22 protein-coding genes are annotated in these 25,423 nt (G+C 62.2%); 16 read left to right on the forward strand and 6 right to left on the reverse strand.

Annotation, left to right across the window (positions count from 1 at the left end):
- Positions 1-152: 152 nt before the first annotated feature.
- Genes yidC through rpmH form a run of 3 tightly spaced genes read right to left on the reverse strand, consistent with a single transcriptional unit; the run spans position 153 to position 2,502 of the window.
- Positions 153-1,862 carry a membrane protein insertase YidC gene (yidC, locus tag ACVOLI_RS15585; protein WP_481615110.1) on the reverse strand — a complete coding sequence of 570 codons (1,710 nt, stop codon included), beginning with the start codon at positions 1,860-1,862 and terminating at the stop codon, positions 153-155.
- A complete protein-coding gene (gene rnpA / locus ACVOLI_RS15590; RefSeq protein WP_481615111.1) occupies positions 1,862-2,365 on the reverse strand; it encodes a ribonuclease P protein component in 504 nt (167 codons plus the stop codon). Before rnpA ends, yidC begins: the two co-directional genes overlap by 1 nt.
- Positions 2,362-2,502, reverse strand: a complete 141-nt coding sequence (gene rpmH / locus ACVOLI_RS15595) for a 50S ribosomal protein L34 (RefSeq protein WP_006404565.1) — start codon at positions 2,500-2,502, stop codon at positions 2,362-2,364. The genes rnpA and rpmH overlap by 4 nt, the downstream gene beginning before the upstream one ends.
- Before the next feature lie 252 nt (positions 2,503-2,754).
- Between rpmH and dnaA the strand changes: the two genes are divergently transcribed.
- From dnaA to ACVOLI_RS15650, 11 genes are all read left to right on the forward strand, one after another.
- Positions 2,755-4,083 (forward strand): chromosomal replication initiator protein DnaA, encoded by a 1,329-nt coding sequence (gene dnaA / locus ACVOLI_RS15600; RefSeq protein ID WP_282268384.1) that lies wholly within the window; start codon positions 2,755-2,757, stop codon positions 4,081-4,083.
- 367 nt (positions 4,084-4,450) lie between these two features.
- A complete protein-coding gene (gene dnaN / locus ACVOLI_RS15605; protein WP_481615112.1) occupies positions 4,451-5,551 on the forward strand; it encodes a DNA polymerase III subunit beta in 1,101 nt (366 codons plus the stop codon).
- 1,225 nt (positions 5,552-6,776) lie between these two features.
- Complete coding sequence (gene recF / locus ACVOLI_RS15610; protein WP_481615113.1) at positions 6,777-7,877, forward strand: DNA replication/repair protein RecF; 1,101 nt, start codon at positions 6,777-6,779, stop codon at positions 7,875-7,877.
- Positions 7,878-7,986: 109 nt separating this feature from the next.
- Positions 7,987-10,446: a DNA topoisomerase (ATP-hydrolyzing) subunit B gene (gene gyrB, locus ACVOLI_RS15615; protein WP_481615114.1), complete on the forward strand. Its 2,460-nt coding sequence runs from the start codon at positions 7,987-7,989 to the stop codon at positions 10,444-10,446.
- 70 nt (positions 10,447-10,516) lie between these two features.
- Positions 10,517-11,350 (forward strand): CPBP family intramembrane glutamic endopeptidase, encoded by an 834-nt coding sequence (locus ACVOLI_RS15620; RefSeq protein WP_481615115.1) that lies wholly within the window; start codon positions 10,517-10,519, stop codon positions 11,348-11,350.
- 70 nt (positions 11,351-11,420) lie between these two features.
- Positions 11,421-12,227 (forward strand): M48 family metallopeptidase, encoded by an 807-nt coding sequence (locus ACVOLI_RS15625; protein WP_481615116.1) that lies wholly within the window; start codon positions 11,421-11,423, stop codon positions 12,225-12,227.
- Between the two features lie 131 nt (positions 12,228-12,358).
- On the forward strand, positions 12,359-13,543 hold the full coding sequence (locus ACVOLI_RS15630; protein ID WP_481615117.1) for a tetratricopeptide repeat protein: 1,185 nt from the start codon (positions 12,359-12,361) through the stop codon (positions 13,541-13,543).
- 146 nt (positions 13,544-13,689) lie between these two features.
- The gene (locus ACVOLI_RS15635; protein WP_481615118.1) at positions 13,690-14,358 is read left to right on the forward strand and encodes an energy transducer TonB; all 669 of its coding nucleotides are present in this window, start codon (positions 13,690-13,692) and stop codon (positions 14,356-14,358) included.
- Positions 14,359-14,444: 86 nt separating this feature from the next.
- Positions 14,445-15,188: a TonB-system energizer ExbB gene (gene exbB, locus ACVOLI_RS15640; protein ID WP_057629874.1), complete on the forward strand. Its 744-nt coding sequence runs from the start codon at positions 14,445-14,447 to the stop codon at positions 15,186-15,188.
- Positions 15,189-15,235: 47 nt separating this feature from the next.
- Positions 15,236-15,661, forward strand: coding sequence for an ExbD/TolR family protein (locus tag ACVOLI_RS15645; RefSeq protein ID WP_282268370.1), 426 nt, complete (start codon positions 15,236-15,238; stop codon positions 15,659-15,661).
- Positions 15,662-15,664: 3 nt separating this feature from the next.
- Positions 15,665-16,075, forward strand: a complete 411-nt coding sequence (locus ACVOLI_RS15650) for an ExbD/TolR family protein (protein WP_282268368.1) — start codon at positions 15,665-15,667, stop codon at positions 16,073-16,075.
- A gap of 1,186 nt (positions 16,076-17,261) precedes the next feature.
- Here ACVOLI_RS15650 and ACVOLI_RS15655 read toward each other — a convergent pair.
- From ACVOLI_RS15655 to cls, 3 genes are all read right to left on the reverse strand, one after another.
- Complete coding sequence (locus tag ACVOLI_RS15655; protein ID WP_481615119.1) at positions 17,262-18,029, reverse strand: pyridoxine 5'-phosphate synthase; 768 nt, start codon at positions 18,027-18,029, stop codon at positions 17,262-17,264.
- Complete coding sequence (locus ACVOLI_RS15660) at positions 18,026-18,340, reverse strand: hypothetical protein (protein WP_481615120.1); 315 nt, start codon at positions 18,338-18,340, stop codon at positions 18,026-18,028. The genes ACVOLI_RS15655 and ACVOLI_RS15660 overlap by 4 nt, the downstream gene beginning before the upstream one ends.
- Positions 18,341-18,517: 177 nt before the next feature.
- On the reverse strand, positions 18,518-19,978 hold the full coding sequence (cls, locus tag ACVOLI_RS15665; RefSeq protein ID WP_296247356.1) for a cardiolipin synthase: 1,461 nt from the start codon (positions 19,976-19,978) through the stop codon (positions 18,518-18,520).
- A gap of 261 nt (positions 19,979-20,239) precedes the next feature.
- Between cls and ACVOLI_RS15670 the strand changes: the two genes are divergently transcribed.
- The 5 genes from ACVOLI_RS15670 (at position 20,240) to ACVOLI_RS15690 (ending at position 25,288) form a co-directional block, all read left to right on the forward strand.
- Complete coding sequence (locus ACVOLI_RS15670) at positions 20,240-20,755, forward strand: MarR family winged helix-turn-helix transcriptional regulator (RefSeq protein WP_481615121.1); 516 nt, start codon at positions 20,240-20,242, stop codon at positions 20,753-20,755.
- Entirely contained in the window at positions 20,752-22,920 is a 2,169-nt protein-coding gene (locus ACVOLI_RS15675) for an FUSC family protein (RefSeq protein WP_481615122.1), read from the forward strand. Before ACVOLI_RS15670 ends, ACVOLI_RS15675 begins: the two co-directional genes overlap by 4 nt.
- Positions 22,910-23,119, forward strand: a complete 210-nt coding sequence (locus tag ACVOLI_RS15680; protein WP_481615123.1) for a DUF1656 domain-containing protein — start codon at positions 22,910-22,912, stop codon at positions 23,117-23,119. The genes ACVOLI_RS15675 and ACVOLI_RS15680 overlap by 11 nt, the downstream gene beginning before the upstream one ends.
- Positions 23,120-23,133: 14 nt before the next feature.
- The gene (locus tag ACVOLI_RS15685) at positions 23,134-24,132 is read left to right on the forward strand and encodes an HlyD family secretion protein (protein ID WP_481615124.1); all 999 of its coding nucleotides are present in this window, start codon (positions 23,134-23,136) and stop codon (positions 24,130-24,132) included.
- 64 nt (positions 24,133-24,196) lie between these two features.
- Positions 24,197-25,288: a PA0069 family radical SAM protein gene (locus ACVOLI_RS15690; RefSeq protein WP_481615125.1), complete on the forward strand. Its 1,092-nt coding sequence runs from the start codon at positions 24,197-24,199 to the stop codon at positions 25,286-25,288.
- Positions 25,289-25,423: the final 135 nt, after the last annotated feature.

Genomic DNA, 25,423 nt, shown 5'->3' on the forward strand with positions numbered 1-25,423 from the left:
AAGCCGATACTGCTGAAGCCCTTCGCAGCTGTGCAATCTGATGCTGTGCCTGCTTCGCGGCTGACGCCGCTCCTACAAACAGCCGGACACCCGATCGACGCGCTGTTACCTCCCCCCACATGCGAAAAGCCCGCCTTGCGGCGGGCTTTTGCTTACTTGGCTTCGATCGCCTTGCTCGGCGCGTCTTCGCCGTGCTTCTTGATCATCCACCACTGCTGCAGCAGGCTCAGGCCGCCGTTGACCACCCAGTACAGGACCAGGCCGGACGGCATGAAGGCCATCATCACGCCGAATACCAGCGGCATGAACTGCATCATCTTCTGCTGCATCGGGTCCATGCCCACAGCCGGGGTCAGCTTCTGGGTGAACCACATCACCGCGATGTTGATGATCGGCAGGATGAAGTACGGATCACGCGCGGTCAGATCCTGGATCCAGCCCAGCCACGGTGCCTGACGCAGTTCCACCGACTCCACCAGCACCCAGTACAGGGCGAAGAAGATCGGCATCTGGATCAGCAGCGGCAGGCAGCCACCCAGCGGATTGATCTTCTCCTTCTTGTACAGCTCCATCATTGCGGTCTGGAACTTCTGCTTGTCGTCGCCGTAGCGCTCCTTCAGCTGCGCGATGCGCGGCTGGAACTTGCGCATCTTGGCCTGCGACTTGAACTGCGCATTGGCCAGCGGGAACAACGCCATCTTCAACAGGATCACCAGGCCGATGATGGCCCAGCCCCAGTTGCCGACCAGCTTGTGCACCTGGTTCATCACCCAGAACAAGCCCTGACCGATGATGGCCATGATCGAGAAGCGGCTGTAATCGACCACGCGGTCCAGGCCCTTCACGTCTTCCTTGGCGATCTGGTTGACCAGCTTCGGGCCCACCCACAGGCGCGCCTCGGTGCTGACCTTCTGGCCCGGTGCCACGGTGAAGCCGGGTCCGCGGGTTTCGATCACGTTGCGCGGACCGTTCTGCGACAGCAGGTACAGCGCGGACTGGTCAGCCTGCGGAATCCAGGCGGTGAAGAAATGGTGCTGCAGCATCGCCACCCAGCCACCACTGATGGTCTGGTTGATGGTGCCGTCTTCCAGGTAGTCCTTGAACGCACGACGCTGGTAACCATCAGCCGGGCTGAACCAGGTGGCGCCATTGAAGCTGAAGGAGTCCGGGTTGGTCATTCCCTTGGTGATCACCGGCGGCACGCGGTCCAGCTTGCGGAACACATAGCCCTGCCACGGCGCAGTGCCGGTATTGACCACTTCGTCCTTCACGCTGATGGCGTAATCGCCACGCTTGAAGGTGTAGGTGCGATGGATGCTGACGCCGTTCGGGCCGTTCCAGACGAACGGCACCTGCACTTCGCTCTGGCCGTCAGCCAGGGCGACGGTGGTGACACCCTGCACCGGCTGGAAGCCGTTGGCGCCGGGCACCGGCGAGTTGTTCTGGCTGGCCCAACCGGCGGTGGCGCTGTACGGGTGTGCCTTGTCTTCGGTCAGCAGCTGCACCGGCGGGCTGCCAGCGGCCTTGGTCTGCGGGAAGTGCAGCAGATCGGCGTCAAGCACGCTGCGGCCGTCGAGCACCAGCTTCAGTACGTCGGTGGTGACGGTTACGCGCTGGGCGCTGGTGGCAGCCTCCATGCCTGCAGGTGCGGCGGAGACAGGAGGCTGGCCCGGCACGGTGGCCTGCGGCACGTCGGCGGTGGCCGGTGCATGCAGATCGACGTCATTGGCGCCCGGCACGGCCGGCTGGGTGGTGGCCACGGTTGCCGGATCCGGTGCGGCCTTTTCGCGACCCCATTCCATCCACAGCAGCACGGCTACCATCAGCCAGGCAAAAATCAGGAATACACGGGTCTGGTTCATCAGCAGGCAGGCTCGGCTCGACCGGAGGAAGTGTCCGGTACGTTCAAAGGAAGAGGGGCGGGTGCGCCCTCGTGCGGCGGCATTGTGCCGCCCGCAGCCACAACGGGCAATGCGCCGGCACGGCGCAGCAGGCGCTCGAACGCCTCACGGATCTGTTGATTACTGGCGGTCTTGGCCGCGGATCGGGCAACGATGACGTAATCGCCACCGCTCAGGCACGACCGTAGATGGCGTGTTGCATCCCGCAACACACGCTTGATACGGTTACGACCGACCGCACGCGTATCCACCTTGCGTGACACAGCCAAGCCGAGTCGAGCAGAGGAATCCCCTTTCAACCAGTGGAGTGTCATCAAGGGTTCGGATACACGGCGGGCGCCGTTGAAGACCGTTGTATATTCGGCACGCGTACGAACCCGCGCAGAGCGAGGGAATCGCTTGCGCGGGCAAGTACTGATCACGATCGGTGTTGCGATTGCCGCTTCACGCGGCAACGCAATCAAGCGCTGAGGACTTTGCGGCCCTTGGCGCGGCGACGCGACAGGATCTTGCGGCCGTCGGCGGTCTTCATACGAGCACGGAAACCGTGATCGCGCTTGCGCTTGAGGTTGCTGGGCTGGAACGTGCGCTTGGTGGCCATTGGGGCACCTGTATGAAGTGGACGGAAAGAACCGGAAATTCTATAGACCCTACCGGGGTCACGTCAAGTCTCGCTTGACAAAGCTATCCACAGCCCGGTGTACATCTTGTGGATGAGCCTGTGAATAAAACTGGGACAAGCATTCCCGCATCGGGCCTGCGGTGGTAGTCTGGGCCATCCACTTTCCCCCTTCCGGCCTGTGGCCCGGCGGCTTTCTGCGCCCGGCTGGCAAGCCTTTGACGACTATTGCTGATGGATGCCTGGACACGTTGTCTCGAACGTCTGGAGGCGGAATTTCCGCCCGAAGATGTCCACACCTGGTTGAAGCCGCTGCAGGCCGACCAACGCGCTGACAGCCTTGTGCTGTACGCGCCCAATGCCTTTATCGTCGACCAGGTGCGCGAACGCTACCTGCCGCGCATCGGCGAATTGCTGACCCATTTCGCCGGTTTCGGTGAAGTGATCCTGGAAATCGGCTCGCGTCCGCGGGCGCCGGAACCGGCCCCGCTGGTCGCCCCGAGTGCCACTTCCGTGCCGGCTGCGCCGGTGGTGCCGTTCAACGGCAACCTCGACGCCCACTACACCTTCACCAATTTCGTCGAAGGCCGCAGCAACCAACTCGGTTTGGCCGCGGCCTTCCAGGCGGCGCAGAAGCCGGGCGATCGTGCGCATAACCCCCTGCTGCTGTACGGCGGCACCGGTCTGGGTAAGACCCACCTGATGCTGGCTGCTGGCAATGCCATGCGCCAGGCCAATCCGGCGGCAAAAGTGCTGTATCTGCGTTCGGAACAGTTCTTCAGCGCGATGATCCGTGCGCTGCAGGAAAAGTCCATGGACCAGTTCAAGCGCCAGTTCCAGCAGGTCGATGCGCTGCTGATCGATGACATCCAGTTCTTCGCCGGCAAGGACCGCACCCAGGAAGAGTTTTTCCACACCTTCAATGCCTTGTTTGACGGAAAGCAGCAGATCATCCTGACCTGCGACCGCTACCCGCGCGAAGTGGAAGGCCTGGAAGCCCGCCTGAAATCACGTCTGGCTTGGGGTTTGTCGGTCGCCATCGAGCCGCCGGACTTTGAAACCCGTGCCGCCATCGTGCTGGCCAAGGCCCGCGAACGCGGCGCCGAGATTCCGGACGACGTGGCGTTCCTGATCGCCAAGAAGATGCGCTCCAACGTGCGCGATCTGGAAGGTGCGCTCAATACGCTGACTGCCCGCGCCAATTTCACCGGCCGCGCGATCACCACCGAGTTTGCCCAGGAAACCCTGCGCGATCTGCTGCGTGCCCAGCAACAAGCCATCAGCATTCCCAATATCCAGAAAACGGTTGCCGACTACTACGGCCTGCAGATCAAGGATCTGTTGTCCAAGCGCCGCACCCGTTCACTGGCCCGTCCGCGTCAGGTCGCCATGGCGCTGACCAAGGAACTGACCGAACACAGCCTGCCGGAAATCGGCGATGCGTTTGCCGGCCGCGACCACACCACGGTGCTGCACGCCTGCCGCCAGATCCGCACGTTGATGGAAACCGACGGCAAGCTGCGCGAGGACTGGGAAAAGCTGATCCGCAAGCTCAGCGAGTAAGCCCCTGCGCTGCCCTGTTGGAACACTCATCGATGAAACAGGTGGGAAAACCATTGGGGCAGCGAGGTCTGGGCCGGAAGTGGAGCGAATGATGCACCGACACCACTGCGGCGTCATCGCACAAAACGGTGCATGATTCGGGGGCAGGTTTTGGAGAAGTTGTGGATAAAATTGGTCGGCAAATCCGCGGCAAAATTATCCACAGGTTCCCCCACCAGCTCAGCGTCAGTAATACATGGGTTTCAGCTTCAATAAATTATTTAAAAACAAACACTTAGGTGTGTTTTAAGCCAAATCTGGCTCTACCAGCACCACCAAGCTTTTGATTTAATCCACATCTTTTAAAAGCATAGGGGCACGAAACCACATGCGTTTCACACTGCAGCGCGAAGCCTTTCTCAAGCCGTTGGCCCAGGTCGTCAACGTGGTTGAACGCCGCCAGACCCTGCCGGTTCTGGCCAATTTCCTCGTCCAGGTTCAAGGCGGCCAGCTTTCGCTGACCGGCACCGACCTGGAAGTCGAAATGGTCTCCCGCATCGCGGTCGAGGATGCCCAGGACGGCGAAACCACGATCCCGGCACGCAAATTGTTCGAAATCATCCGTGCCCTGCCCGATGGCAGCCGCATCACGGTTTCGCAGACCGGCGACAAGATCACCGTCCAGGCCGGACGCAGCCGTTTCACTCTGGCGACCCTGCCGGCAAATGACTTCCCGTCGGTTGACGAAGTTGAAGCCACCGAGCGCGTCGTCGTACCGGAAGCAGCGCTGAAGGAACTGATCGAGCGCACTGCGTTCGCAATGGCGCAGCAGGACGTGCGCTATTACCTCAACGGCCTGCTGTTCGACCTGCGCGACAGCATCCTGCGCTGCGTTGCAACCGACGGGCACCGCCTGGCGCTGTGCGAAACCGCGCTGGAAACCGATAACGGCGCCAAGCGCCAGATCATCGTGCCGCGCAAGGGCGTGACCGAATTGCAGCGTCTGCTGGAAGGCGGCGATCGTGAGGTCGAGCTGGAAGTCGGCCGTAGCCACGTGCGCATGAAGCGCGACGATGTCACCTTCACCTCGAAGCTGATCGACGGCCGTTTCCCGGATTACGAAGCAGTGATCCCGATCGGTGCCGACCGCGAAGTGAAGGTTGAGCGTGAGACCCTGCGTGCTTCGCTGCAGCGTGCGGCAATTCTTTCCAACGAGAAGTACCGCGGCGTTCGCGTCGAAGTGACCCCGGGCCAGCTGAAGATCAGCGCGCACAACCCGGAGCAGGAAGAAGCCCAGGAAGAAATCGAAGCCGATACCGTGGTCAGCGATCTGGCCATCGGCTTCAACGTGAACTACCTGCTTGATGCCCTGTCGGCACTGCGCGATGAGCACGTTGTCATCCAGCTGCGTGATTCCAACTCCTCGGCACTGGTGCGTGAAGCCAGCAGCGAGAAGTCGCGTCATGTGGTGATGCCGCTGCGTCTCTGACCTGCCGGTTCCACGTGGAACACGAAGAAGCCCGGTTCAATGCCGGGCTTTTTTGTGGCTTGGATTCTGGCTGAGGTTCCACGTGGAACAGCCGGGGCAAAATCCGAAAATTTGCTGGCTTTAGGGTGTTCGGCAGGCCTGTCTAATCTCTTTCATCTGGGAGCAGTGAAGCCGAGGTGGATATTTGGCAGCTGTGAACTCTTTGGTTTCATGCAGCAGTCGCGACAGGCTGCGAGTGCCTCAGCAGCATCCAGACGCTTGGTTCCAGTTCGTGCGATCAGCTTTACCACAGCCTCGAAACTCATCGTGATCCGTTGGTGGATTTCTTGTCTGAGCCGATCGTTTCATCGCTAGCGGGGAACTCCTTCTTCCCCAGAGGCCCTTGCCTCTCCTGTCGCTCGAGTAGCCATGGACAAGGCATGGTTCCGCTGAGCGTCCAGATTGACGTGGTCTCAGCTCAGCAAGCAAAGGCTCTCGATGCTTTGGAGCTACTCTCCAGATTCGAGCGCGCAGCCCTATTGGCAGACCGCCGGCAGCAGCTCAATCCGTGAAATCCGAGAGCTGGGACCCTCGCGAAGCAATCAGAATTCAAGAAATCTGGCCCAGGACCAGGGCAGCTGGGAAGGGCAAGACAGGCAGACGCGATGGCCGGCTCAGATCGACCTCGGATTTCTTCAAATCTGATTCCAGTCGCTGGATTCTAGCTCCCGGAAATCAAGGATTCGAAGCTCTGCTTTTTCGCCTTATCTGGTTGCCTGTTTTCTCAGCTCTATGCTTTAAATCTGAGAATAAATCAAAAGCTTGGTGGTGATGGTAGGAGCAGATTTTATGTAAAACTACATTAACTTATTGTTTTGCAATGTTTTATTGGCCATGAAACCCCCTGTAAAACAGGCCTTCTAGCCTGTGGATATCTGTGGATAAGCTCAGAGGGAGCTCTCAAGGCCAATCTTATCCACAGATTGCCCAACTTATACACAGGGTTTGTACCCGAACCTATACATTCCTCAAAAGCAGCATGTTTTCGTGAAATCTGCAGAGCTGCTGCCCTGCCCATCACTCAGATTTGAAGAAATCCTGCATGTTCCACGTGGCACAGACCGGCATAGGTTCAGCCAACGCATCTGCTCTGTTGATGAGGCCTGCTCAAAGTTTGCGGATGCATTAAGCTGCGCATGGCCTGCCACGCGTCCCGTGCTGGCGTCGTGCTTTCTTTCGAGCGTCAATGCATATCGTCCGTGTTGCCTTGAACCGCGTACGTCGGTTCGATTCGGTGGAACTGGCTCCCCGTCCTGGAATCAACCTGATTACCGGCGCCAATGGCGCGGGCAAGACCAGCGTGCTCGAAGCCCTGCACCTGATGGCCTATGGCCGTAGCTTCCGAGGCCGGGTCCGGGACGGGCTGGTGCAGAAAGGCGCTGAGAATCTGGATGTTTTCGTTGAATGGCAGGAGCGTAGCGACGCAGAACTCGGCGTCTCAACGCGTCGGGCAGGGTTGCGGCACAGCGGACAGGTCTGGAAAGGCCGTTTGGACGGCGAAGACGTGGCGCAACTGGGAAATCTCTGCGCTGCGCTGGCCGTTGTTACCTTCGAACCGGGCAGCCATGCTTTGGTCAGTGGCGGCAGTGAACCCCGTCGGCGCTTCATCGATTGGGGATTGTTCCACGTGGAACCTGACTTTCTTCCCCTCTGGCGGCGTTACACGCGGGCCTTGAAGCAGCGTAATGCGCTATTGAAGATGGGCGCCCCTGGCAAACAGCTGGATGCCTGGGATTGGGAGCTTGCCGAGGCGGGCACCCCCCTGACCTCTCGTCGCCAGCACTACCTGGAGCGTTTGCAGGATCGAGCGGTCGCAATCGCTGCAGATCTGGCTCCAGGCCTGCAGATGAGTACCCTGGAACTGCAGCCAGGCTGGCGCCGGCACGAAATGTCGCTGGGCGATGCCCTGTTGCTGGCCCGCGAGCGCGACCGTAGCGCCGGCTATACCTCGGTTGGCCCGCATCGGGCCGATTGGAGCGTTGGTTTCACGCAGATTCCCGGCCGTGATGCGCTATCCCGCGGGCAAGCCAAACTCACCGCCCTGGCCTGCCTGCTCGGGCAAGCCGACGATTACGCCAGCCAACGTGGCGAATGGCCGGTAGTCGCCCTGGATGACCTGGGTTCGGAGCTGGACTGCAATCACCAACACCGCGTGCTGCAGTATCTGGCGGCAACGCCTGCGCAGATATTCATCACTGCAACCGAAACGCCCGCTGCACTGCAAGCAGAATTGAGTCCGGCGGCTGTGTTCCACGTGGAACATGGCACCATCAAAGCCGCGAGTTGAGCCTTCAGGGCGGAAATTCCCCCGGCAGGTATAATCGGAACGTCATCCCCTATCTCTCATGCCCGTTCCACGGAATGGCGCATGACCTGCGGAGCCTACGGCAAGCGCAATGAGCGAAGAACAGAACACCCCGGTCAACAACGGCAATTACGACGCCAACAGCATCACCGCATTGGAAGGCTTGGAGGCTGTTCGCAAGCGTCCCGGTATGTACATCGGCGACGTCCATGACGGCACTGGCCTGCACCACATGGTGTTCGAGGTTGTCGACAACTCCATCGACGAAGCCCTCGCCGGTCATGCCGACAACGTACTGGTCACCATCCATGCCGATGGCTCGGTGTCGGTGGCAGACAACGGCCGCGGTATCCCGGTCGGCAAGCATGCGCAGATGAGCCAGAAGCTCGATCGCGAAGTCTCCGCTGCCGAAGTGGTGATGACCGTCCTGCATGCAGGCGGCAAGTTCGACGACAACAGCTACAAGGTTTCCGGCGGCCTGCACGGCGTCGGCGTCAGCGTGGTCAATGCGCTGTCGCAGAAGCTGCTGCTGGATATCTACCAGGGTGGCTTCCACTACCAGCAGGAATACGCCGACGGCGCCGCGGTTACTCCGCTCAAGCAGCTGGAAACCAGTGATCGCCGCGGCACCATGCTGCGCTTCTGGCCGTCGGTGACGGCGTTCCATGGCAATGTGGAATTCCATTACGAAATCCTGGCCCGTCGCCTGCGTGAGCTGTCCTTCCTGAATTCCGGCGTCAACATCACCCTGGTGGATGAGCGCGGTGAAGGCCGTCGCGACGATTACCACTACGAAGGCGGTATCAAGAGCTTCGTGGAGCACCTGGCGCAGGTGAAGACCCCGCTGCACCCGAATGTCATCGCGGTAACCGGCGAAGCCAATGGCATCGTGGTCGAGGTTGCGCTGCAGTGGACCGATTCCTACCAGGAAACGATGTACTGCTTCACCAACAACATCCCGCAGAAGGACGGCGGTACCCACCTTGCTGGCTTCCGCGCCGCGCTGACCCGCACGCTCAACAACTACATCGAGCAGAGCGGCATCGCCAAGCAGGCCAAGATCAGCTTCACCGGCGACGACATGCGCGAAGGCATGATCGCGGTGTTGTCGGTGAAGGTGCCGGACCCGAGCTTCTCCAGCCAGACCAAGGAAAAGCTGGTCAGCTCCGACGTCAAGCCGGCGGTGGAAAGCACCTTCGGCGCCAAGCTCGAAGAGTTCCTGCAGGAAAACCCGAACGAAGCCAAGGCCATTGCCAGCAAGATCGTCGACGCAGCCCGTGCCCGCGAAGCCGCGCGCAAGGCCCGCGACCTGACCCGCCGCAAGGGCGCACTGGATATCGCCGGTCTGCCGGGCAAGCTGGCCGATTGCCAGGAAAAGGATCCTGCGCTGTCCGAACTGTTCATCGTCGAGGGTGACTCGGCAGGTGGCTCGGCCAAGCAGGGCCGCAACCGCAAGAACCAGGCGGTGCTGCCCTTGCGCGGCAAGATCCTCAATGTGGAACGCGCCCGTTTCGACCGCATGCTGTCCTCCGACCAGGTCGGTACCCTGATCACCGCACTGGGCACCGGCATCGGCCGCGATGAGTACAACCCGGACAAGCTGCGTTACCACAAGATCATCATCATGACCGACGCCGACGTCGACGGCGCGCACATCCGTACGCTGCTGTTGACGTTCTTCTACCGGCAGATGCCGGAGCTGATCGAGCGTGGTTTTGTGTATATCGGCCTGCCGCCGCTGTACAAGATCAAGCAGGGCAAGACCGAGTTGTACCTGAAGGATGACCCGGCGCTGGATGCGTATCTGGCCAATAACGCAGTGGAAAACGCGGCGCTGATTCCGGCTGCTGGCGAGCCGCCGATCGAGGGTGTGGCCCTGGAAAAGCTGTTGATGACCTACGCTGCCGCGCAGGAAACCATCAACCGCAACGCGCACCGCTATGACCGCAGCCTGCTGGAGACGCTGGTCGATTTCACTCCGATGGATCTTGAGCACCTGCGCAGCGCCGGCGAGAACGAAGGCCTGGCTGCATTGGCCAAGCGCCTGAACCAGGGCAGCCTGGGCACGCCGCGTTTCAGCCTGGTCCTGCAGGAACCGAATGAGCAGCGTCCGGCTGCGGTGCTGGTCACCCGTCGTCACATGGGTGAGGAACACACCCAGGTGCTGCCGCTGGCTGCATTTGAATCCGGCGAACTGCGTCAACTGCACGTGGCATCGCAGTTGCTGCATGGGCTGGTACGTGAAGGCGCCACCATCAACCGCGGTAACAAGTCTGCCGAGATCACCGGTTTCGCGCAGGCCCAGGCCTGGTTGATGGAGGAGGCCAAGAAGGGACGCCAGATCCAGCGCTTCAAGGGCCTGGGTGAAATGAACCCCGAGCAGCTGTGGGACACCACGGTGAATCCGGATACGCGCCGTCTATTGCAGGTTCGCATCGAAGACGCTGTTGAAGCCGATCAGATCTTCAGCACCTTGATGGGCGATGTGGTGGAACCGCGTCGTGATTTCATCGAGAGCAATGCGCTGAAGGTAACCAACCTGGATATCTGATCCAGCGCAACCGTCAGTGTGGGCGCCGGCAACGGCGCCCACTTTCCATCGAGCCACTGCCAGGTCCGCGATGTCCACTCTTCCCGACGTACCGCTCTCCTCGTCCTCCCCTGCCCTCTCCAAACCTGGTTCGCCGCTGCTCGGCTTTGCCCTGGATCTGTTGATCGGCATTGCCACGCTGTTGTTCCTGAGTGTGCTGGGCGGTCTGGTGTGGGCGTTGTGGCGTGGTGTCGAAGTTGGCATGCAGGCTGCGCGCGATGGTGCTGCGCCGGCAGCAGCAGAGCTGGCAACCGCTTTGGGCACGCCCGGTGCCTTGCCGCAGATGCTGATTGCACTGGTATCCACCGGTGGTGCGGCATTGCTGCTTTACTTCCTGCGCCGTCGCGCCACTCCGGCTGAGCGTGCGCAATCACATCAGGCCATGCGCCGTGCATCGACCTGGGGTTGGATCGCAGTTGTCGCTACCTGTGTTTTTCTCGGCAGCAGCGGGATTGGCTGGATCGCCAAGCAGATGGGCGTGGAGCCGGTGCCAACCAACCTGTTGCTGATGCAGCAGGCGTGGGCGCAATACCCACTGTTCCTGATCGTCTTCGCGGTGGTGTTGGCGCCGGCTTACGAAGAATTACTGTTCCGTCGCGTGTTGTTCGGACGCCTGTGGGCCGCGAACCGTCCCCTGTTGGGCATCGTGCTCAGCAGCTTGGCATTTGCCCTGGTGCACGAGATCCCCGGCACCAGCCCCAACAGCTTCCCGGCGATGCTGCAGCTGTGGTTGATATACGGCGGCATGGGCGCTGCGTTTGCATGGGTTTATCGCAGGACAGGAACGCTGTGGGCGGCGGTAATCGCCCATGCGCTGAACAACGCGGTCGCCTTGGCGGCGATGGTGCTGTTCGGTACGCAATAAAGCCACCAGCGGTTGACGAAAAATTAAGCAAGACACTCGCACACTGCAGACGTGAACGAGGGGATCCCGGATGAAAGCTGTCGGACTAGCCGTAGTTGCCGCGCTGTTGCTCAGCGCATGCGCCACCACCACCTCGCCTACCGGGCGACGCCAGGTCATAGGTGGCATTTCGCAGCAGCAGTTGGATCAGCTCGGCGCACAGGCCTTTGCAGAAACCAAGGCCAAGCAGACTCTCAACCGTGATGCCAAGCAGAACGCCTACGTGCAATGCGTGGTCAATGCCTTGGTGGCGCAGCTGCCGCAGCAATACCATGGCGTACGGTGGGAAACCGCAGTATTCGTCGACAAGGAACCCAACGCCTTTGCCCTGCCTGGCGGCAAGGTTGGGGTGAATACCGGCATCTTCACCGTGGCAAAGAACCAGGATCAGCTGGCGGCGGTGATCGGCCATGAAATCGGCCATGTGATCTCGCGTCATCACGAAGAGCGGCTTACGCGACAGCAGGGTACGCAGATGGGCTTGGGCATCCTCGGCGCGCTGGCTGGCGCGGCCTACGGGGATACCGCCGCCAGCGCCGTCAACCAGTTCGGAGGCATGGGCGCACAAGGCCTGATCCTGCTGCCCGGTTCGCGAACTCAGGAAAGTGAGGCTGATGTGGTGGGGCAACGTCTGATGGCACAGGCCGGGTTTGACCCCTCACAAGCTGTGAATCTATGGCAGAACATGATGGCAGCCAGCGGAAATCGTTCCCCGCAGTGGCTTTCCACCCATCCAGACCCGGCCAACCGTATCCGTGAGTTGCAACGTGACACACCTGCGTTGGAGCCTGTATTTCAGCAGGCTAGGCGTTCCGGTGTAGTCCCGCGCTGTGGTTAGTTGTAGGAAAATGCTGCAGTACACCATCAGAAGTGATTTCTCCGTCAAATAATTTCTGATACGTTTGCGTGCTCGGTCCCGTTCCGACAGTTTGAATTTCTACCGCCCCGGCGGCCCCTTCGAGGTGAAACATGATCTTCCGCAGCCAAAAGCACGCCGTGCTCTCCATCCTCATCGCCACTGCATTGGGTGGTGTTGTCGTCGCTGACGCTGCGGCGCAGTCGCGCTCGTCCGAGCGTCGGGGCAGCAAGGAGAGCGCCAAGGCTGAAGTACTGTTCCCGGAAGCCACCCGCGTGGAGCCGAAGGGCAAGGCCTCTTCGAAGATGGGCAGCAAGCTCAACAAGCTGTTCGCTGCCTACAACAAGCAGGAATTCGCGGAGACCCGCACCCTCGCCGATGAGATCATCGCGTCGCCGGATGCCAACGATTACGACAAGGCCGTTGCCAACCAGCTGGCCTCGCAGGGCGCTTACAACCTTGATGACAACGCCGCTGCCAAGCAGTACCTGCAGCAGGCCATCGCGCTGAACCAGCTGGACAACAACGGCCACTACCAGGCGATGTTGATGCTGGCCCAGCTGCAGTTGCAGGATGACCAGCTGGTGGAAGGCCTGGCCAACCTGGACAAATACTTCGCCGAGTCGAAGTCGAACAAGCCCGAAGAACTGATCATCAAGGGCCAGGCGCTGTACCAGAGCGAAAAGTATGCCGAGGCTATCCCGGTGCTGAAGGCGGCCATCGCTGCCACGCCCGAGCCGAAGGACAACTGGAACCAGCTGCTGATGGCGGCCTACTCCGAAGCCGGCCAGACCGGTGAGGCAGTAAAGGAAGCAGAGGCGCTGGCGGCCAAGAACCCGGCCGACAAGAAGGCCCAGCTCAACCTGGCCAGCATGTACATGCAGGCCGATCAGATGGAACAGGCTGCCGCAGTGATGGACAAGCTGCGCGCGGCCGGACAGCTCACGGAAGAGCGCGAGTACAAGCAGCTGTACTCGATCTACGCCAACACCGACAACAAGGAACGGGACGTCATTGCGGTGATCAACGAGGGTATCTCCAAGGGCATCCTCAAGCCGGATTACCAGACCTACCTGGCCCTGGCGCAGTCGTACTACTACACCGAGCAGGTGCCGCAGGCGATCGACGCCTGGAAGAACGCGGCCCCGCTGTCCAAGGACGGTGAAACCTACCTGAACCTGGCCAAGGTCCTGCACTCGGAAGGGCGCATTCCGGAAGCCAAGCAGGCAGCGCGTGATGCATTGGCCAAGGGTGTCAAAAACCCGGCAGATGCAAACAAAATCATCAACCTGAAGTAAGCAGGAATAACGCCTGAACGGCTGCAATTTAGATGCGCAGCTGGTCAGGATTGGTATAAGCTTGGAGGTTCCTGCGGTGTCATGCACCGCTGAATCAGGGGTGGCTTCACACCACCACCCCGACCCCACTAAAGAGTTCTTGGCGCATGACGGAACAACTGGTCTTCCACCACAGGTATGACACCCAGAAAGAAACGGGCCTGAGCTGGCCGCGTATCGCGGGTATCGCATTTGTAATCGCACTGCATCTCGCAGCCCTGATGATGCTCCTGATCCCGGCCGTTGCCCCCAAGGCAGCTGCGGAGAAGGAACGCAACGTCATGGTGACGTTGGTCGACGCTCCGCCGCCGCCACCGCCGCCGCCGCCGCCGCCGCCGCAGGACACCCCGCCGCCGCCGGTAAAGAACCTGGCGCCGCCGAAGCAATCGCCGCTGCCGCCGCCGCCGGAAGCACCGGTGATCGACGTGCCGGAACCGCGTCCGAACGACGTGGTCACGCCGCCGTCGCCGCCGACGCCGCCGTCACCGCCGGTTGATATCCAGGCCAGCGTCGACATCTCGTCCAAGGCCATGAACCCGCCGCGTTACCCGCCGGCTGCATTCCGTGCCGGTATCCAGGGCGAGGTCATCCTGATCATTGATGTCGATGCCAGCGGCAACGTCACCAATGTGTCTGTCGAGAAGTCCAGCCGCAACCGCGACCTCGACCGAGCTGCAATGGAAGCGGCGCGTAAGTGGAAGTTCAACCCCGCCCAGAGCGGTGGATCGAAGGCAGCTGGTCGCGTCCGCGTCCCGGTCAACTTTGCGCTGAGCTGATCCAGGGGGCGGCTTTGATAGCCGCCACCAGGTCAGGTCAACATTAGCTACACCCTTTAACACCACACACAACAAAGGTAAGCGTCATGCTGCAGGAAATTTTCATCGCCGCTGCTGCCGGGGGCAACGCAAACAACGCTCTCTCGCAGATGGGCTTCGAGCATCTGATCCACGAAATGACCACCAAGCCGGGCGACTTCGCCGTCTCCTGGGTGGTTCTGTTGACCTTGGTGATCATGTCGGCCATGTCCTGGTACTGGACCGTCATCAACATCTTCCGCACCGCTCGCCTGAAGTCGGCTGCTGATCGCGTGCCGTCGCAGTTCTGGGATGCCCCGAACGCACAGGACGCCATCCGCGCCATGGAAGAGCAGCCGGCTTCGGAGCCGTTCTCCAAGATCGCTCTGGACGCAGCCCAGGCTGCTGCCCACCACCAGCAGGCTGGTGCTTCGGAAACCCTGAGCCGTTCGGAATTCGTTGACCGCGCCCTGCGTCAGGCCGTGACCCGCGAATCCAACAAGCTGCAGGGCGGCATGATCCTGCTGGCCACCGTCGGTGCAACCGCTCCGTTCGTGGGTCTGCTGGGTACCGTGTGGGGCATCTACGGCGCGCTGATCAAGATCGGTGCAACTGGTTCGGCCTCGATCGACGCCGTTGCCGGCCCGGTGGGTGAAGCACTGATCATGACCGCGATCGGTCTGTTCGTGGCTATCCCGGCCGTGTTCGCCTTCAACTTCTTCAGCAAGATCAACAGCGCGACTGTCAGCAAGTTCGACACCTTCGCTCACGATCTGCACGACTTCTTCGCCACCGGTTCGCGCGTTCGCTAATCCGGTACGTCGAGTAAGTCTTCGCAACGATATAGACGGAGCCCGTTATGGCTTTCAGTAGTGGTAACAGCAGCGGCCCAATGGCCGACATCAACGTCACTCCCCTCGTGGACGTGATGCTGGTGCTGCTGATCATCTTCATCATCACGGCTCCCCTGATGTCCCACAAGGTCAAGGTGGAGTTGCCGGAAGCCAACCTGATCCAGAACCCGGAAGATGCGCCTGATCGCAAGAATCCGATTACGGTGGCGGTCAAGGAAGACGGCAAGCTCTACTGGAACGACGAAGAGGTCTCGAAGGAGACCTTGGAGTCGCGTTTCGCGACTGCTGCCCAGCAGACGCCGCAGCCGCCGCTGAATCTGCGTGGTGACAAGACCACCAAGATGAAGGTGATCAACGAGGTCACCAAGATCGCGCAGGGCCAGGGCATGCTGGACGTCGGTTTCGTTGCCACCAAAGAAAAGGGGCAATAAGCCATGGCATTCAGTAGTGGTGGAAACAGGGGCCCAATGGCCGACATCAACGTCACGCCCCTCGTGGACGTGATGCTGGTTCTGCTGATCATCTTCATCGTGACCGCGCCGATCATGACGTACCCGATCGCCGTGGATCTGCCGCAGCGTGTGATCAACCCGCCGCCGCAGCTGCGTGAGCCGCCGCCGCCGATCGACCTCCGCGTCGACGCCAGCAACCAGGTTTACTGGAACAACAGTCCGGTGAACGTGGGCGATCTGCAGCAGAAGATGGAAGAAGAAGTACAGAAGGATCCGACCAACCAGCCGGAACTTCGCATCGAAGCAAGCCCGGATTCGGAGTACGACGTCATGGCCAAGATCCTGGCCCAGGCGAAGAACGCTCAGATGAAGAAGATTGGCTTCGTGCAGTAAGCAATACTGCAACACCAAGTCATGACGCGACTGGAAAACGCCCTCCTTGCGGGGGCGTTTTTTTTTGCCATCAAGTCCCGCTCCCGTCCAGGGAGTAAGAAGCGCAGCTTGCCAACCATCGCCACGCTGTCCGCCGAAGATTCCTGTGCCGGGCGGCGGGGCCGTGCTGATGCGGATCAGAACTGATCCAGTGGCTGACCGACGCATATCGGAACCCAGGAAGAGCAGAAGGGCTGCACCCAGCCGCGCTCTACGCCGCGCGGCCCGGGGATTGTTGCGATCCGGCGCCCCAACCTCCGCCTTGCGCGTCGTCGCAGCGACTTACCCACAGTTGCCTGTGGATGGACGCCTGCAGTGGCGTGGGACTTGAATGAAGTCCGCAACCAGCCTGTGGATTACTCAGACGCGATCCACGTGGAAACCGATCGCCCACTGATCACGGGGCGACCGCGAATGCTCCTTCGGCACTGTGGATAAATCGAATGGGAGCGGTCGGTGCGCCGGATGCAACCCTGCCCTGCCCCTCTGTAACGCGCCGTGTGGATAACCATCGCATTCCGCAGATAACGCGGCCTGCCAGACGATCTGGCGGGTGCAATTCGTGCGCGGGCGACTGCGTAGCGCCCCATGCTCAAAAACTCGGTAGTTTGGTAGCGAGCCGTTGCCAGGCACAGTTTGGTGCGCAGTCATGGGCGGAAAATTGGCCAGAAAAGACGGAAAACTCTGTCAATTTCGCTGAAAAATCCAGAATCTGAGGAGTAGTCCAGAGCCCGTCTGGTGAGCACTGGAGTAGACCCCAGCACGCGCGGCGCTGCCTGGGCCTGATGAAGGTCTGTGTACGTCGACTGGGATGACCGGCTACAACAGGTCGCCTGCAGCACTTCCAGAGCCGGTCTGTAGCCTGTGGATAAACCCCCGTCCGGAGTCAATGCAAGCCTGGCGCTGGATTGCTTGGCAACGGCATTTTCAGCCTATCCACAACGCTGAGTGGTTCAGGCAGGTCCCTACGAAACGCTGTGCAAACGTATGTGGATAAGTATGTGGATGCTATTTCACCAGGCCACGGCTCGAGCGGGTCTGGCGTACTGCCGGTGCTTTCGTCAGACCGGTTGGCACAACGGCTTGGCCTGGAAACAGCGGGCGACTGCTGCCAGCCGCGGCGTTTTTGAGGGAGCTGGTGCCTGGCTTACCTGCGCAGGTCTTCGGCTTCGGCAATGGCTGCGAGATAGCCCGCCACGCTTGCTTCCAGCCCGGTATACAAGGCTTCGCTGATCAGGGCGTGGCCGATGGACACTTCCAGCACGTTCGGAACGTGGGCCAGAAACGCGGTCAGATTCGTCTGCGACAGGTCATGGCCGGCATTGACGCCCAAGCCTGCGGCCTGGGCGCGGCGGGCGGCATCGGCGAACAGCGCCAGGGATTCCCAAGGGTCTCCTGCTGCATGCGCTTCGGCGTAGGGACCTGTGTATAACTCGACGCGATCGGCCCCGAGCACGGCGGCCTGGGCAATGTCAGGGTTGCCGGCATCCACGAACAGGCTGACCCGGCAACCCAGGGATTTCAGCGTGGCGATCAAGGGCCGCAGACGCTCGCCATCACGGCTGAAGTCGAAACCGTGGTCGGAAGTGAGCTGGCCATCGCTATCGGGCACCAACGTTGCCTGCGCCGGACGGGTCTGTTCGCACAACTCAAGCAGGCCGGGGTAGCCCTCGCGCGCCGGTGCGAACGGATTGCCTTCGATATTGAATTCCACCCCGTGTTGCTGGGTGAGTGCAGACAGCATCAGCACGTCGCCAGCGCGGATGTGACGCTGGTCCGGACGCGGGTGCACGGTGATGCCATGGGCGCCCGCGCGCAGGCAGGTCATTGCTGCCCGCACCACATCCGGATCATTGCCGCCGCGCGAATTACGCAGCACCGCGATCTTGTTGACGTTGACGCTGAGCACCGTCATGGCTGCGGCAGCTCGCGGTCGCCGGCAGTGGCCGAGGGACTGGCAGGTGGCTGCACGATCGGAGTAACCGGTGCCGCAGCAGTGGGATCGGCCTTGGCCTGCAGCTGTGCACGCAGCGCCTGCAGTTCAGCGGCATGCAGGGGACGCGGCTCCGAACTCACGCCGCCAAAGCGTGCGACGTACAGTCCCTTTACCCACAGCAGCAGAAAAACCAATGCAGCCAGCAGGGCAAGCACCAGCAGCCAGCTGTGGGTGGTGGAAAAGGCAAGCAGGAACGCGCCAAGCGCGAGCAATAGAAACAGCCAGTACATGACGATCTCCCTGTCAGAGGCGTGCAGTGTAACGGCGCTGGCAGCACCGATTCCATGCATGGACACGGGTTTGGCCGCTGTACCGGACAGCCGGTAGGTTCAGCGAAACAAGCGGACTTCATTCAGGGTATTTCGGTCCGAATCAAGCCAGTGCAGCGCCTTGCCGGCGGCCCTGCCCTATAGCAATGGCGACGCCAGGCGCGCGAAGGCCTCCGGCAGGCGCTTGCGCCACAGCGAGCGGTCGCGGAGCAACTGCACTTCCTCGGCACTGTCGAATTCGGCCCGCAGGATGGCTTCGAGTTCGCCGGTGAGCTTGAGGTCGGTGTACATCATCGACAGCTCGAAATTGAGCCGGAAGCTGCGGTGGTCGAAGTTGGCGGTGCCGACGATGCAGGTGTCGTCATCGGCGATGAAGGCCTTGCTGTGCAGCATGCGCGGGCCGTACTCGAAGATGCGCACGCCGGCTTCCAGCAATTCATCGAAATAGGAGCGCGCAGCCAGGGTGACGAACCTGGAATCGCTTTGCTTCGGAACCATCAGGCGCACGTCCAGGCCACCGAGTGCAGCCGAGGTCAGCGCCATGCGCGCCGCCTCGCCGGGAACGAAATACGGCGTCACCAGCCAGACGCGGCGCTTGGCCTCCTGGATGGCGGCGACGTGCAGGCGATGGATGGGCTCCCAGGCCGAATCCGGGCCGGACACCAGCACCTGCGCATCGATGCTGCCCTGCGCGCGGGTAGGCACATCGGCCGGGAACAGGTCGCCGCGCTCGAACAGCTCCGGACCCTGTTCGGTGGCGTAGATCCAGTCTTCGAGGAACACCAGCTGCAGGCTGTGGACAACCTGGCCGCGGATGCGCATGTGCAGGTCGCGATACGCATTCGGGTTACGGCTGTCGTCTTCCTCGTCGGTGACGTTGATGCCGCCGGTGAAGGCGACCTCGCCGTCCACCACCACCAGCTTGCGGTGGGTGCGCATGTTCAGCCAAGGCCGCTTCAGTGGCTTGAGCAGCTGGCGTGGATGGAACCAGGAAACCTCGGCGCCGGCATCGAGCAGCGGCCGCAGGAACTTCCGGCCGACTTTCGACGAACCCACCGCATCCAGCAGCAAGCGCACCTTGATGCCGGCGCGGGCGCGCTCCACCAGCGCGTCACGCATGGCGGTGCCGGCATGGTCCGGTTCGAAGATGTAGTACTCCAGGTTGACGTGGCGGCGTGCCTTGCCAATGGCGTCGATGATGGCGGCATAGGTCGCCGCCCCATCCAGCAACCAGTCGACATCGGTGGCGGTGCTCGGCGACAGCCCGGTGGTGGCCTGCCCCACCCGCGCCAGCTCGGTGCAGTTGGCATCGGGTGGACACACTGCATCATAGGTGCTCATTCCCTCGCGCGAACGACCGCGGCGCAGGCGCTGGCGCACGATCTTCTGCGGCCCGAACAGGTAGAACACGAACAGGCCGATATACGGCAGCGCCGCCAGCGACAGGATCCAGCTCAGCGTCGCGACCGGCTCGCGCTTCTGCAGCACGATGTAGCAGGCCAGCACCAGCAGATAGGTGACATAGGCGGCGGCCAGGATCTGGGCGACGTGGGGAATGCTGGACAGACTTGTCCACAGGTCTTGGAGGGCTTCGCGCATCCTCCGATTCTAGCCATGGCTGATGACGCCAGGGGCCGCTGCGCACCTGCCGGGCGACGGCACCCCTCGCCTCATTGTTGTGGGGGCGGCGTCCGCCGCGAAGCCACCGCTGGATCCGGCGTCGAAAGCGTTCGGCAGCCATGGAATCGGGTATGCACTTTGCGCGGCGGAAATGTCAGCTTCGCGGCTTATGCCGCTCCCACAAAGGCGAGCTTCAATTTGTGCGTTGCATCATTTAATACATAAATGTAATATACCGAGATGGACAAACCCATTCCCGCCGCCGGGGGCTACGCCAGCATCGATCAGAAGCTGGCGATCAGCAGTGCCCGCCACCCCGGTTTCCCGCGCGACCAGGCCATGTTGGCGCGGTTGATCAAGCTGGTGCACAAGCTGTTCTGCGACCACGGCAACCAGCTGATGCGTGAGTACGGCATCTCCCACCCGGAGTACAACGTGCTGATGATGCTGGACGGCTCCGAGCAGGGCCTGAGCCCGTCGGAGATCAGCGAGGCCGCCAGCGAGAAGTCGTCCAATGTCACCCGCCTGATCGACCAGCTGCTGGCCAAGGGTCTGGTCAGCCGTGAGCCCAGCGACGAGGACCGGCGCAAGCTGGTGGTGCGCCTGAGCCCGGCCGGCGAGCAGCTGATCGAGCAGGTGATGCCGGCGGTGATCCAGCAGCTGCAGCGCTTCTTCAGCGGCGTCGAGCCGGCCGAACTGCGCCACACCGAAGCCGTGCTGACCCGCATCCTGATGGGCCTGGAACAACAACCATGAGCACCCGACCGGCTGAGTACACGCCGGGCGCGCCGAGCTCCCACGGCAACACCTGGCTGCACGCCTTCGCCCAGGCCATGAGCGGCGAACGCGCGGTGTGGGCGTATATCGGCAAGGTGCTGGTGGCCTTGTACCTGTCCGGGTGGATCGCGATGCGGCTGGGGATGAGTTCGCCTGGCACGGCGATGATCACCGTGCTGGTGGTGATGAACCGCAATACCGGCATGGTGCTGGCCAAGGCCTTCTACCGTGGCGTTGGTACCGTGGTGGGCTGTGCGATGGCGGTGCTGATGGTGTCGCTGTTCCCGCAAAGCCCGGTGGCCCTGGTGACGGTGATGGCCTTGTGGGCCGGCTTCTGTGCCGGTGGCTCGGTGTGGAGCCGCGGCATGGCGTCCTATGGCTTCGTGCTGTCAGGCTACACCGTGGCGATGATCGTGTTCCCGGTGCTCAACCACCCGCAGAACATCCTCAACAGCGCGCTGGAGCGCACCGGCGAGGTGCTGCTCGGCATGGCGGTGAGCAGTGTGGTGTTCGACGTGCTGTGGCCCAACCGCCTGCGTGCCGGCCTGCGCGCGGCCGATGACGGCAACCTCAACGACTTCCTTGGCTTCGTCGCCGATGCGATCGGTGGCCGCCTGCACGGCTTTGAAGTGATCGAGCGCACCCAGAGCCGGGTGGTGCAAGGCGCGATCAACTTCGAAGACCTGCGTGCCATGGCCTGGTTCGACGACCCGATCCTGCGCAGCAACAACGGCCAGCTGAAGCTGATCAACCAGCACTTCATGGCGGCCACCTCGCGCTTCCAGGCGCTGCACCACCATATCGATCGCCTGCGCCGCAGCAAGGACGACGCCCTGCTCGCGGCGATACGGGCAAGCCTGAAGCCGCTGTCGCAGCTGCTGGACGACAGCGCGCTACGCGATGACGTGCCGGCCCTGGCCAAGGCCTTGCAGCATTGGTGTGGACAACTCGACGGCGTGTTTGCCCGCGAAAGGCGCGCATTGCCGATGGACCTGCAAGCCGGTTTCGACGCCAGCACCTTGCTGGTGCGTCGCTTCGCCGAAGAGCTGCAGGCCTATCTGGGCGCCAAGGCACGCATGGAAACCGGCAACGGCCGCCTGCGCGCACGCGCGCCGCGCTTGAGCAAAGTGCGCTTCACCCGCGCCAACGACTGGTATGCGATTGCCCTGGCCGGCGTGCGTTGCTTCGTGGTGATGCTGGCCTTGTCGCTGCTGTGGTTGAGCAGCAGCTGGAACCAGGGCGGCCTGGCGGTGTTCGGCATGGCGGCGCTGGTGGCGATGTCTTCGGCGGCACCAGACCCGTTGTGGGTGGTACGGCGCGCCACCATCGGCCACGTGATCGCGCCGTTCTTCGCACTACCTGGCTTCATCGCCATGGCGCTGGCATCGAACTTCCCGATGCTGGTGCTGCTGACCCTGCCATCGATGATCGCCTCGCTGTACATCTCCACCCGACCGCGCTTCGCGGTAATCGGCATGGCCTTGAACGTCGGCATCCTGGTCTCGTGGAACATGGGCCCGCATTTCCACCCCAGCGCACAGACCTATCTGGACAACTCGCTGACGCTGGCAGTTGGCGCCTTCATCGCCACCGGTGTGTTCATGCTGGTGCCGGGCCTGCCCGGCAGCAAACAACGCCAGCGACGCCTGCTGGAACGTCTGCGTGCGCAGGTGCAGTTGGCGGTAAGCGCGCCCTTGCCCGGCCTGCTGCCGAAGTTCGAAAGCGTCAGCCGCGAACTGTTCCAGCAGGTGGCCAGCCGCACCGCACCGGGCAGCCGGCCGTCACGGCAATTGTTCGAATGGGCCTTGCTGGTGCATGAAGCCGGGCATTGTGCGATCGACCTTCGCCACGATCTGGCCGAGCAACAACTGCCAGCCACGCTGCACGCACAGATTGAGAAGGCGCTGGCGCTGCTCGGCCAGCTTTACCGCCAACCACAAGCGCGCACCCTGCGCGATGCCAAGGCCAGCGTGGATGCCGCACTGGATGAACTGGTGGGCCCACAACCGCAGGCGCTGCGCGCCGTGCGTGATCACCTGTATCTGCTGCGGATGAGCCTGGACGACAGCGCCTCGGTGCTGGCTGCCTATGTGCAGCGCTCGCGCCGCCAGCAACGCCTGAAGGAGGCCCGCCATGCCGTTTGAAGTATCCATCGGCGACATCTATTTCCCCGGCGCGCTGGTGCTGGTGGTGCTGTTGTTGCCGGTATTCGGCCTGCTGGATTACGGCCTGGGCCGGGTTGGCCTGTATCGCCGCGCGCTGCACCCCTCGCTGGTGCGCGTCGCCCTGTTTGCCAGCGTTTACTGCATGGCCTTGTTGTTGTTCCTGCCGCACTTTTCCTGATCGAGGATGTACCGATGAAAACCGCCAGCCTGATACGAGGCGGTGTCACCAGCGTGGTGGTGCTGCTTGCCGCAGTGCTTGCCTACGTGGTCTGGCACCAATACATGCTTAGCCCGTGGACGCGCGATGCGCGCCTGCGCGCCGAGGTGGTGCGCATAGCGCCGGATGTGTCCGGCCTGGTCACCGAAGTCGCTGTGCACGACAACCAGCTGGTCAAGCAAGGCCAGCTGCTGTTCGTCATCGACCGCGACCGCTATGCACTGGCGGTCGCCAAGGCCGAAGCCGATCTGCAGGCTGCCGAAGCTGCTGCGCGCGCGGCCGGCGCATCGATCTCAGCCGCGAGCGCCGGTGCCAGTGCCAGCCAGGCCGAGTTCCGTATGCGCCAGGAACAGGCACAGCGCCGCGCCCAGCTCGACGGCATCGTCTCGCGTGAATCGCAGGCTGATGCGCGCGCCGTGGCGCAGGCTGCTCAGGCCAGCTGGAAGCAGGCACAGGCCAGTGCGCATGCCGCAAGCGCCAGCAGCCAACAGGCCAGTGCCGCCCTGCAACAGGCGCGGGTGACGCTGCAGCAGGCGCAGCTTGAACTGGCCCGCACCGAAGTGCGCGCAAGCGCCGACGGCACCATCACCAACCTCGACGTACGCGTAGGCGACTACGCCGCTGCCGGCCAGGCACGGATGGCGCTGGTCGCCAGCGAAGGCATGTGGGTGTATGGCTACTTCGAGGAAACCAAGCTGCCGAAAATCCACCGCGGTGATGCCGTGGATATCCGCCTGATGGCGGGTGGCGTGCACCTGCAGGGCAAGGTCGAAGGCATCGCCACCGGCATCGCCGATGCGGCGGGCCCCACCAGCAGCAACCTGCTGGCCGAGGTCGAACCGACGTTCAACTGGGTGCGGCTGGCGCAGCGCGTGCCGGTGCGGGTCAGCATCGATCCGCAGTCGGTACCGGCCGATGCCGTGCTGAGCGCCGGCATGAGCGCCACTTTGGTGATCAAGCCCAAGGCTGGCTGAAGCAGGCGTCGGGTGAATACGGCTTGTCGCACATCCTGCGACAAGCCGGCGTTAGGGTAGGCGCATGCCTACCCCGATCAAGGGCCGCGGTGCCAGCACCTACCTGCCCGGCCGTTTCGAAACCCAGACCAGCGAAGCCGTCGATGACGGCTGGGCAGTCGATGAAAGCGAGGAATTCGCTGCCGCGAGGCTGCGTACCGACGTGCGCCCGGAAACCGCGCGCAGCATCATCAGCCGCAACAATTCGCCGGACGTTGGCTTCAGCCAATCGGTCAATCCGTATCGCGGTTGTGAGCACGGGTGCTCGTATTGCTTCGCGCGGCCGACGCATGCCTATCTGAACCTGTCGCCGGGGCTGGATTTCGAAACCAAGATCTTCGCCAAGACCAATGCCGCCGACGTGTTGCGGCGTGAGTTGTCCAAGCCCGGCTATGTGCCGCAGCCGATTGCCTTGGGCATCAACACCGATGCGTATCAGCCAATCGAACGCAAGCTGGGCATCACCCGCCAGCTGATCGAGGTGATGCAGGAAACCCGGCATCCGTTCTCGCTGATTACCAAGAACGCGCTGGTCGAGCGCGACATGGATCTGCTCGCGCCGTTGGCCGAGCAGCAACTGGTCAGCGTGCATTTCTCGGTGACCTCACTGGATCCGCATCTGTCGGCCAAGCTCGAGCCGCGCGCCTCGGCACCGCATGCACGTCTGCGTGCGATGCGCCGCTTGAGTGATGCCGGCATCCCGGTCGGCGTGATGGTGGCGCCGGTTATTCCGTGGATCAACGACGCCGAACTGGAATCGGTGCTGGAAGCCTCACGCGATGCCGGTGCCAGCAGCGCCGGTTACGTATTGCTGCGCCTGCCCTACGAAGTTGCCCCGCTGTTCCGCGATTGGCTGGATGCGCATTACCCACAGCGCGCGGAGCACGTGATGAGCACCATCAACCAGTTGCGCGGCGGCAAGGATTACGACAGCCAGTTCGGCAAGCGCATGCGCGGCGATGGCGTCTATGCGGACCTGCTTGCAAACCGCTTCAAGCTGGCCAGCAAGCGCCTGGGCTTCAACGCATCGCGCCAGCAGTGGCCGTGGCTGGACTGCAGCAAGTTCATCGCACCGCTGCCGCCGAAGAAGCCGTCCCTGCAAGGCGAATTGTTCTAAGCCCCACCTGTAGTGCCGAGCCATGCTCGGCAGCGCGTCGCATCGGTTGTGGGCGCGGCGTCAGCCGCGAAGCTGATGATCAATCCAAGCTGGAGATACTGGCAACTTCATTGCTATCGGCTTCGCGGCTCACGC

The organism is Stenotrophomonas sp. STEN029 (assembly GCF_056760015.1).

Coding starts and splice junctions, on each gene's coding strand:
- ACVOLI_RS15620 (WP_481615115.1), top strand. CDS start 10,517: ATGTCCACTCTTCCCGACGTACCGCTCTCCTCGTCCTCCCCTGCCCTC.
- ACVOLI_RS15660 (WP_481615120.1), bottom strand. CDS start 18,340: ATGTACTGGCTGTTTCTATTGCTCGCGCTTGGCGCGTTCCTGCTTGCC.
- ACVOLI_RS15680 (WP_481615123.1), top strand. CDS start 22,910: ATGCCGTTTGAAGTATCCATCGGCGACATCTATTTCCCCGGCGCGCTG.
- exbB (WP_057629874.1), top strand. CDS start 14,445: ATGCTGCAGGAAATTTTCATCGCCGCTGCTGCCGGGGGCAACGCAAAC.
- ACVOLI_RS15625 (WP_481615116.1), top strand. CDS start 11,421: ATGAAAGCTGTCGGACTAGCCGTAGTTGCCGCGCTGTTGCTCAGCGCA.
- cls (WP_296247356.1), bottom strand. CDS start 19,978: ATGCGCGAAGCCCTCCAAGACCTGTGGACAAGTCTGTCCAGCATTCCC.
- dnaN (WP_481615112.1), top strand. CDS start 4,451: ATGCGTTTCACACTGCAGCGCGAAGCCTTTCTCAAGCCGTTGGCCCAG.
- dnaA (WP_282268384.1), top strand. CDS start 2,755: ATGGATGCCTGGACACGTTGTCTCGAACGTCTGGAGGCGGAATTTCCG.
- ACVOLI_RS15685 (WP_481615124.1), top strand. CDS start 23,134: ATGAAAACCGCCAGCCTGATACGAGGCGGTGTCACCAGCGTGGTGGTG.
- ACVOLI_RS15645 (WP_282268370.1), top strand. CDS start 15,236: ATGGCTTTCAGTAGTGGTAACAGCAGCGGCCCAATGGCCGACATCAAC.
- ACVOLI_RS15675 (WP_481615122.1), top strand. CDS start 20,752: ATGAGCACCCGACCGGCTGAGTACACGCCGGGCGCGCCGAGCTCCCAC.
- ACVOLI_RS15635 (WP_481615118.1), top strand. CDS start 13,690: ATGACGGAACAACTGGTCTTCCACCACAGGTATGACACCCAGAAAGAA.
- ACVOLI_RS15630 (WP_481615117.1), top strand. CDS start 12,359: ATGATCTTCCGCAGCCAAAAGCACGCCGTGCTCTCCATCCTCATCGCC.
- ACVOLI_RS15670 (WP_481615121.1), top strand. CDS start 20,240: ATGGACAAACCCATTCCCGCCGCCGGGGGCTACGCCAGCATCGATCAG.
- rpmH (WP_006404565.1), bottom strand. CDS start 2,502: ATGGCCACCAAGCGCACGTTCCAGCCCAGCAACCTCAAGCGCAAGCGC.
- ACVOLI_RS15690 (WP_481615125.1), top strand. CDS start 24,197: ATGCCTACCCCGATCAAGGGCCGCGGTGCCAGCACCTACCTGCCCGGC.
- gyrB (WP_481615114.1), top strand. CDS start 7,987: ATGAGCGAAGAACAGAACACCCCGGTCAACAACGGCAATTACGACGCC.
- recF (WP_481615113.1), top strand. CDS start 6,777: ATGCATATCGTCCGTGTTGCCTTGAACCGCGTACGTCGGTTCGATTCG.
- ACVOLI_RS15650 (WP_282268368.1), top strand. CDS start 15,665: ATGGCATTCAGTAGTGGTGGAAACAGGGGCCCAATGGCCGACATCAAC.
- yidC (WP_481615110.1), bottom strand. CDS start 1,862: ATGAACCAGACCCGTGTATTCCTGATTTTTGCCTGGCTGATGGTAGCC.
- ACVOLI_RS15655 (WP_481615119.1), bottom strand. CDS start 18,029: ATGACGGTGCTCAGCGTCAACGTCAACAAGATCGCGGTGCTGCGTAAT.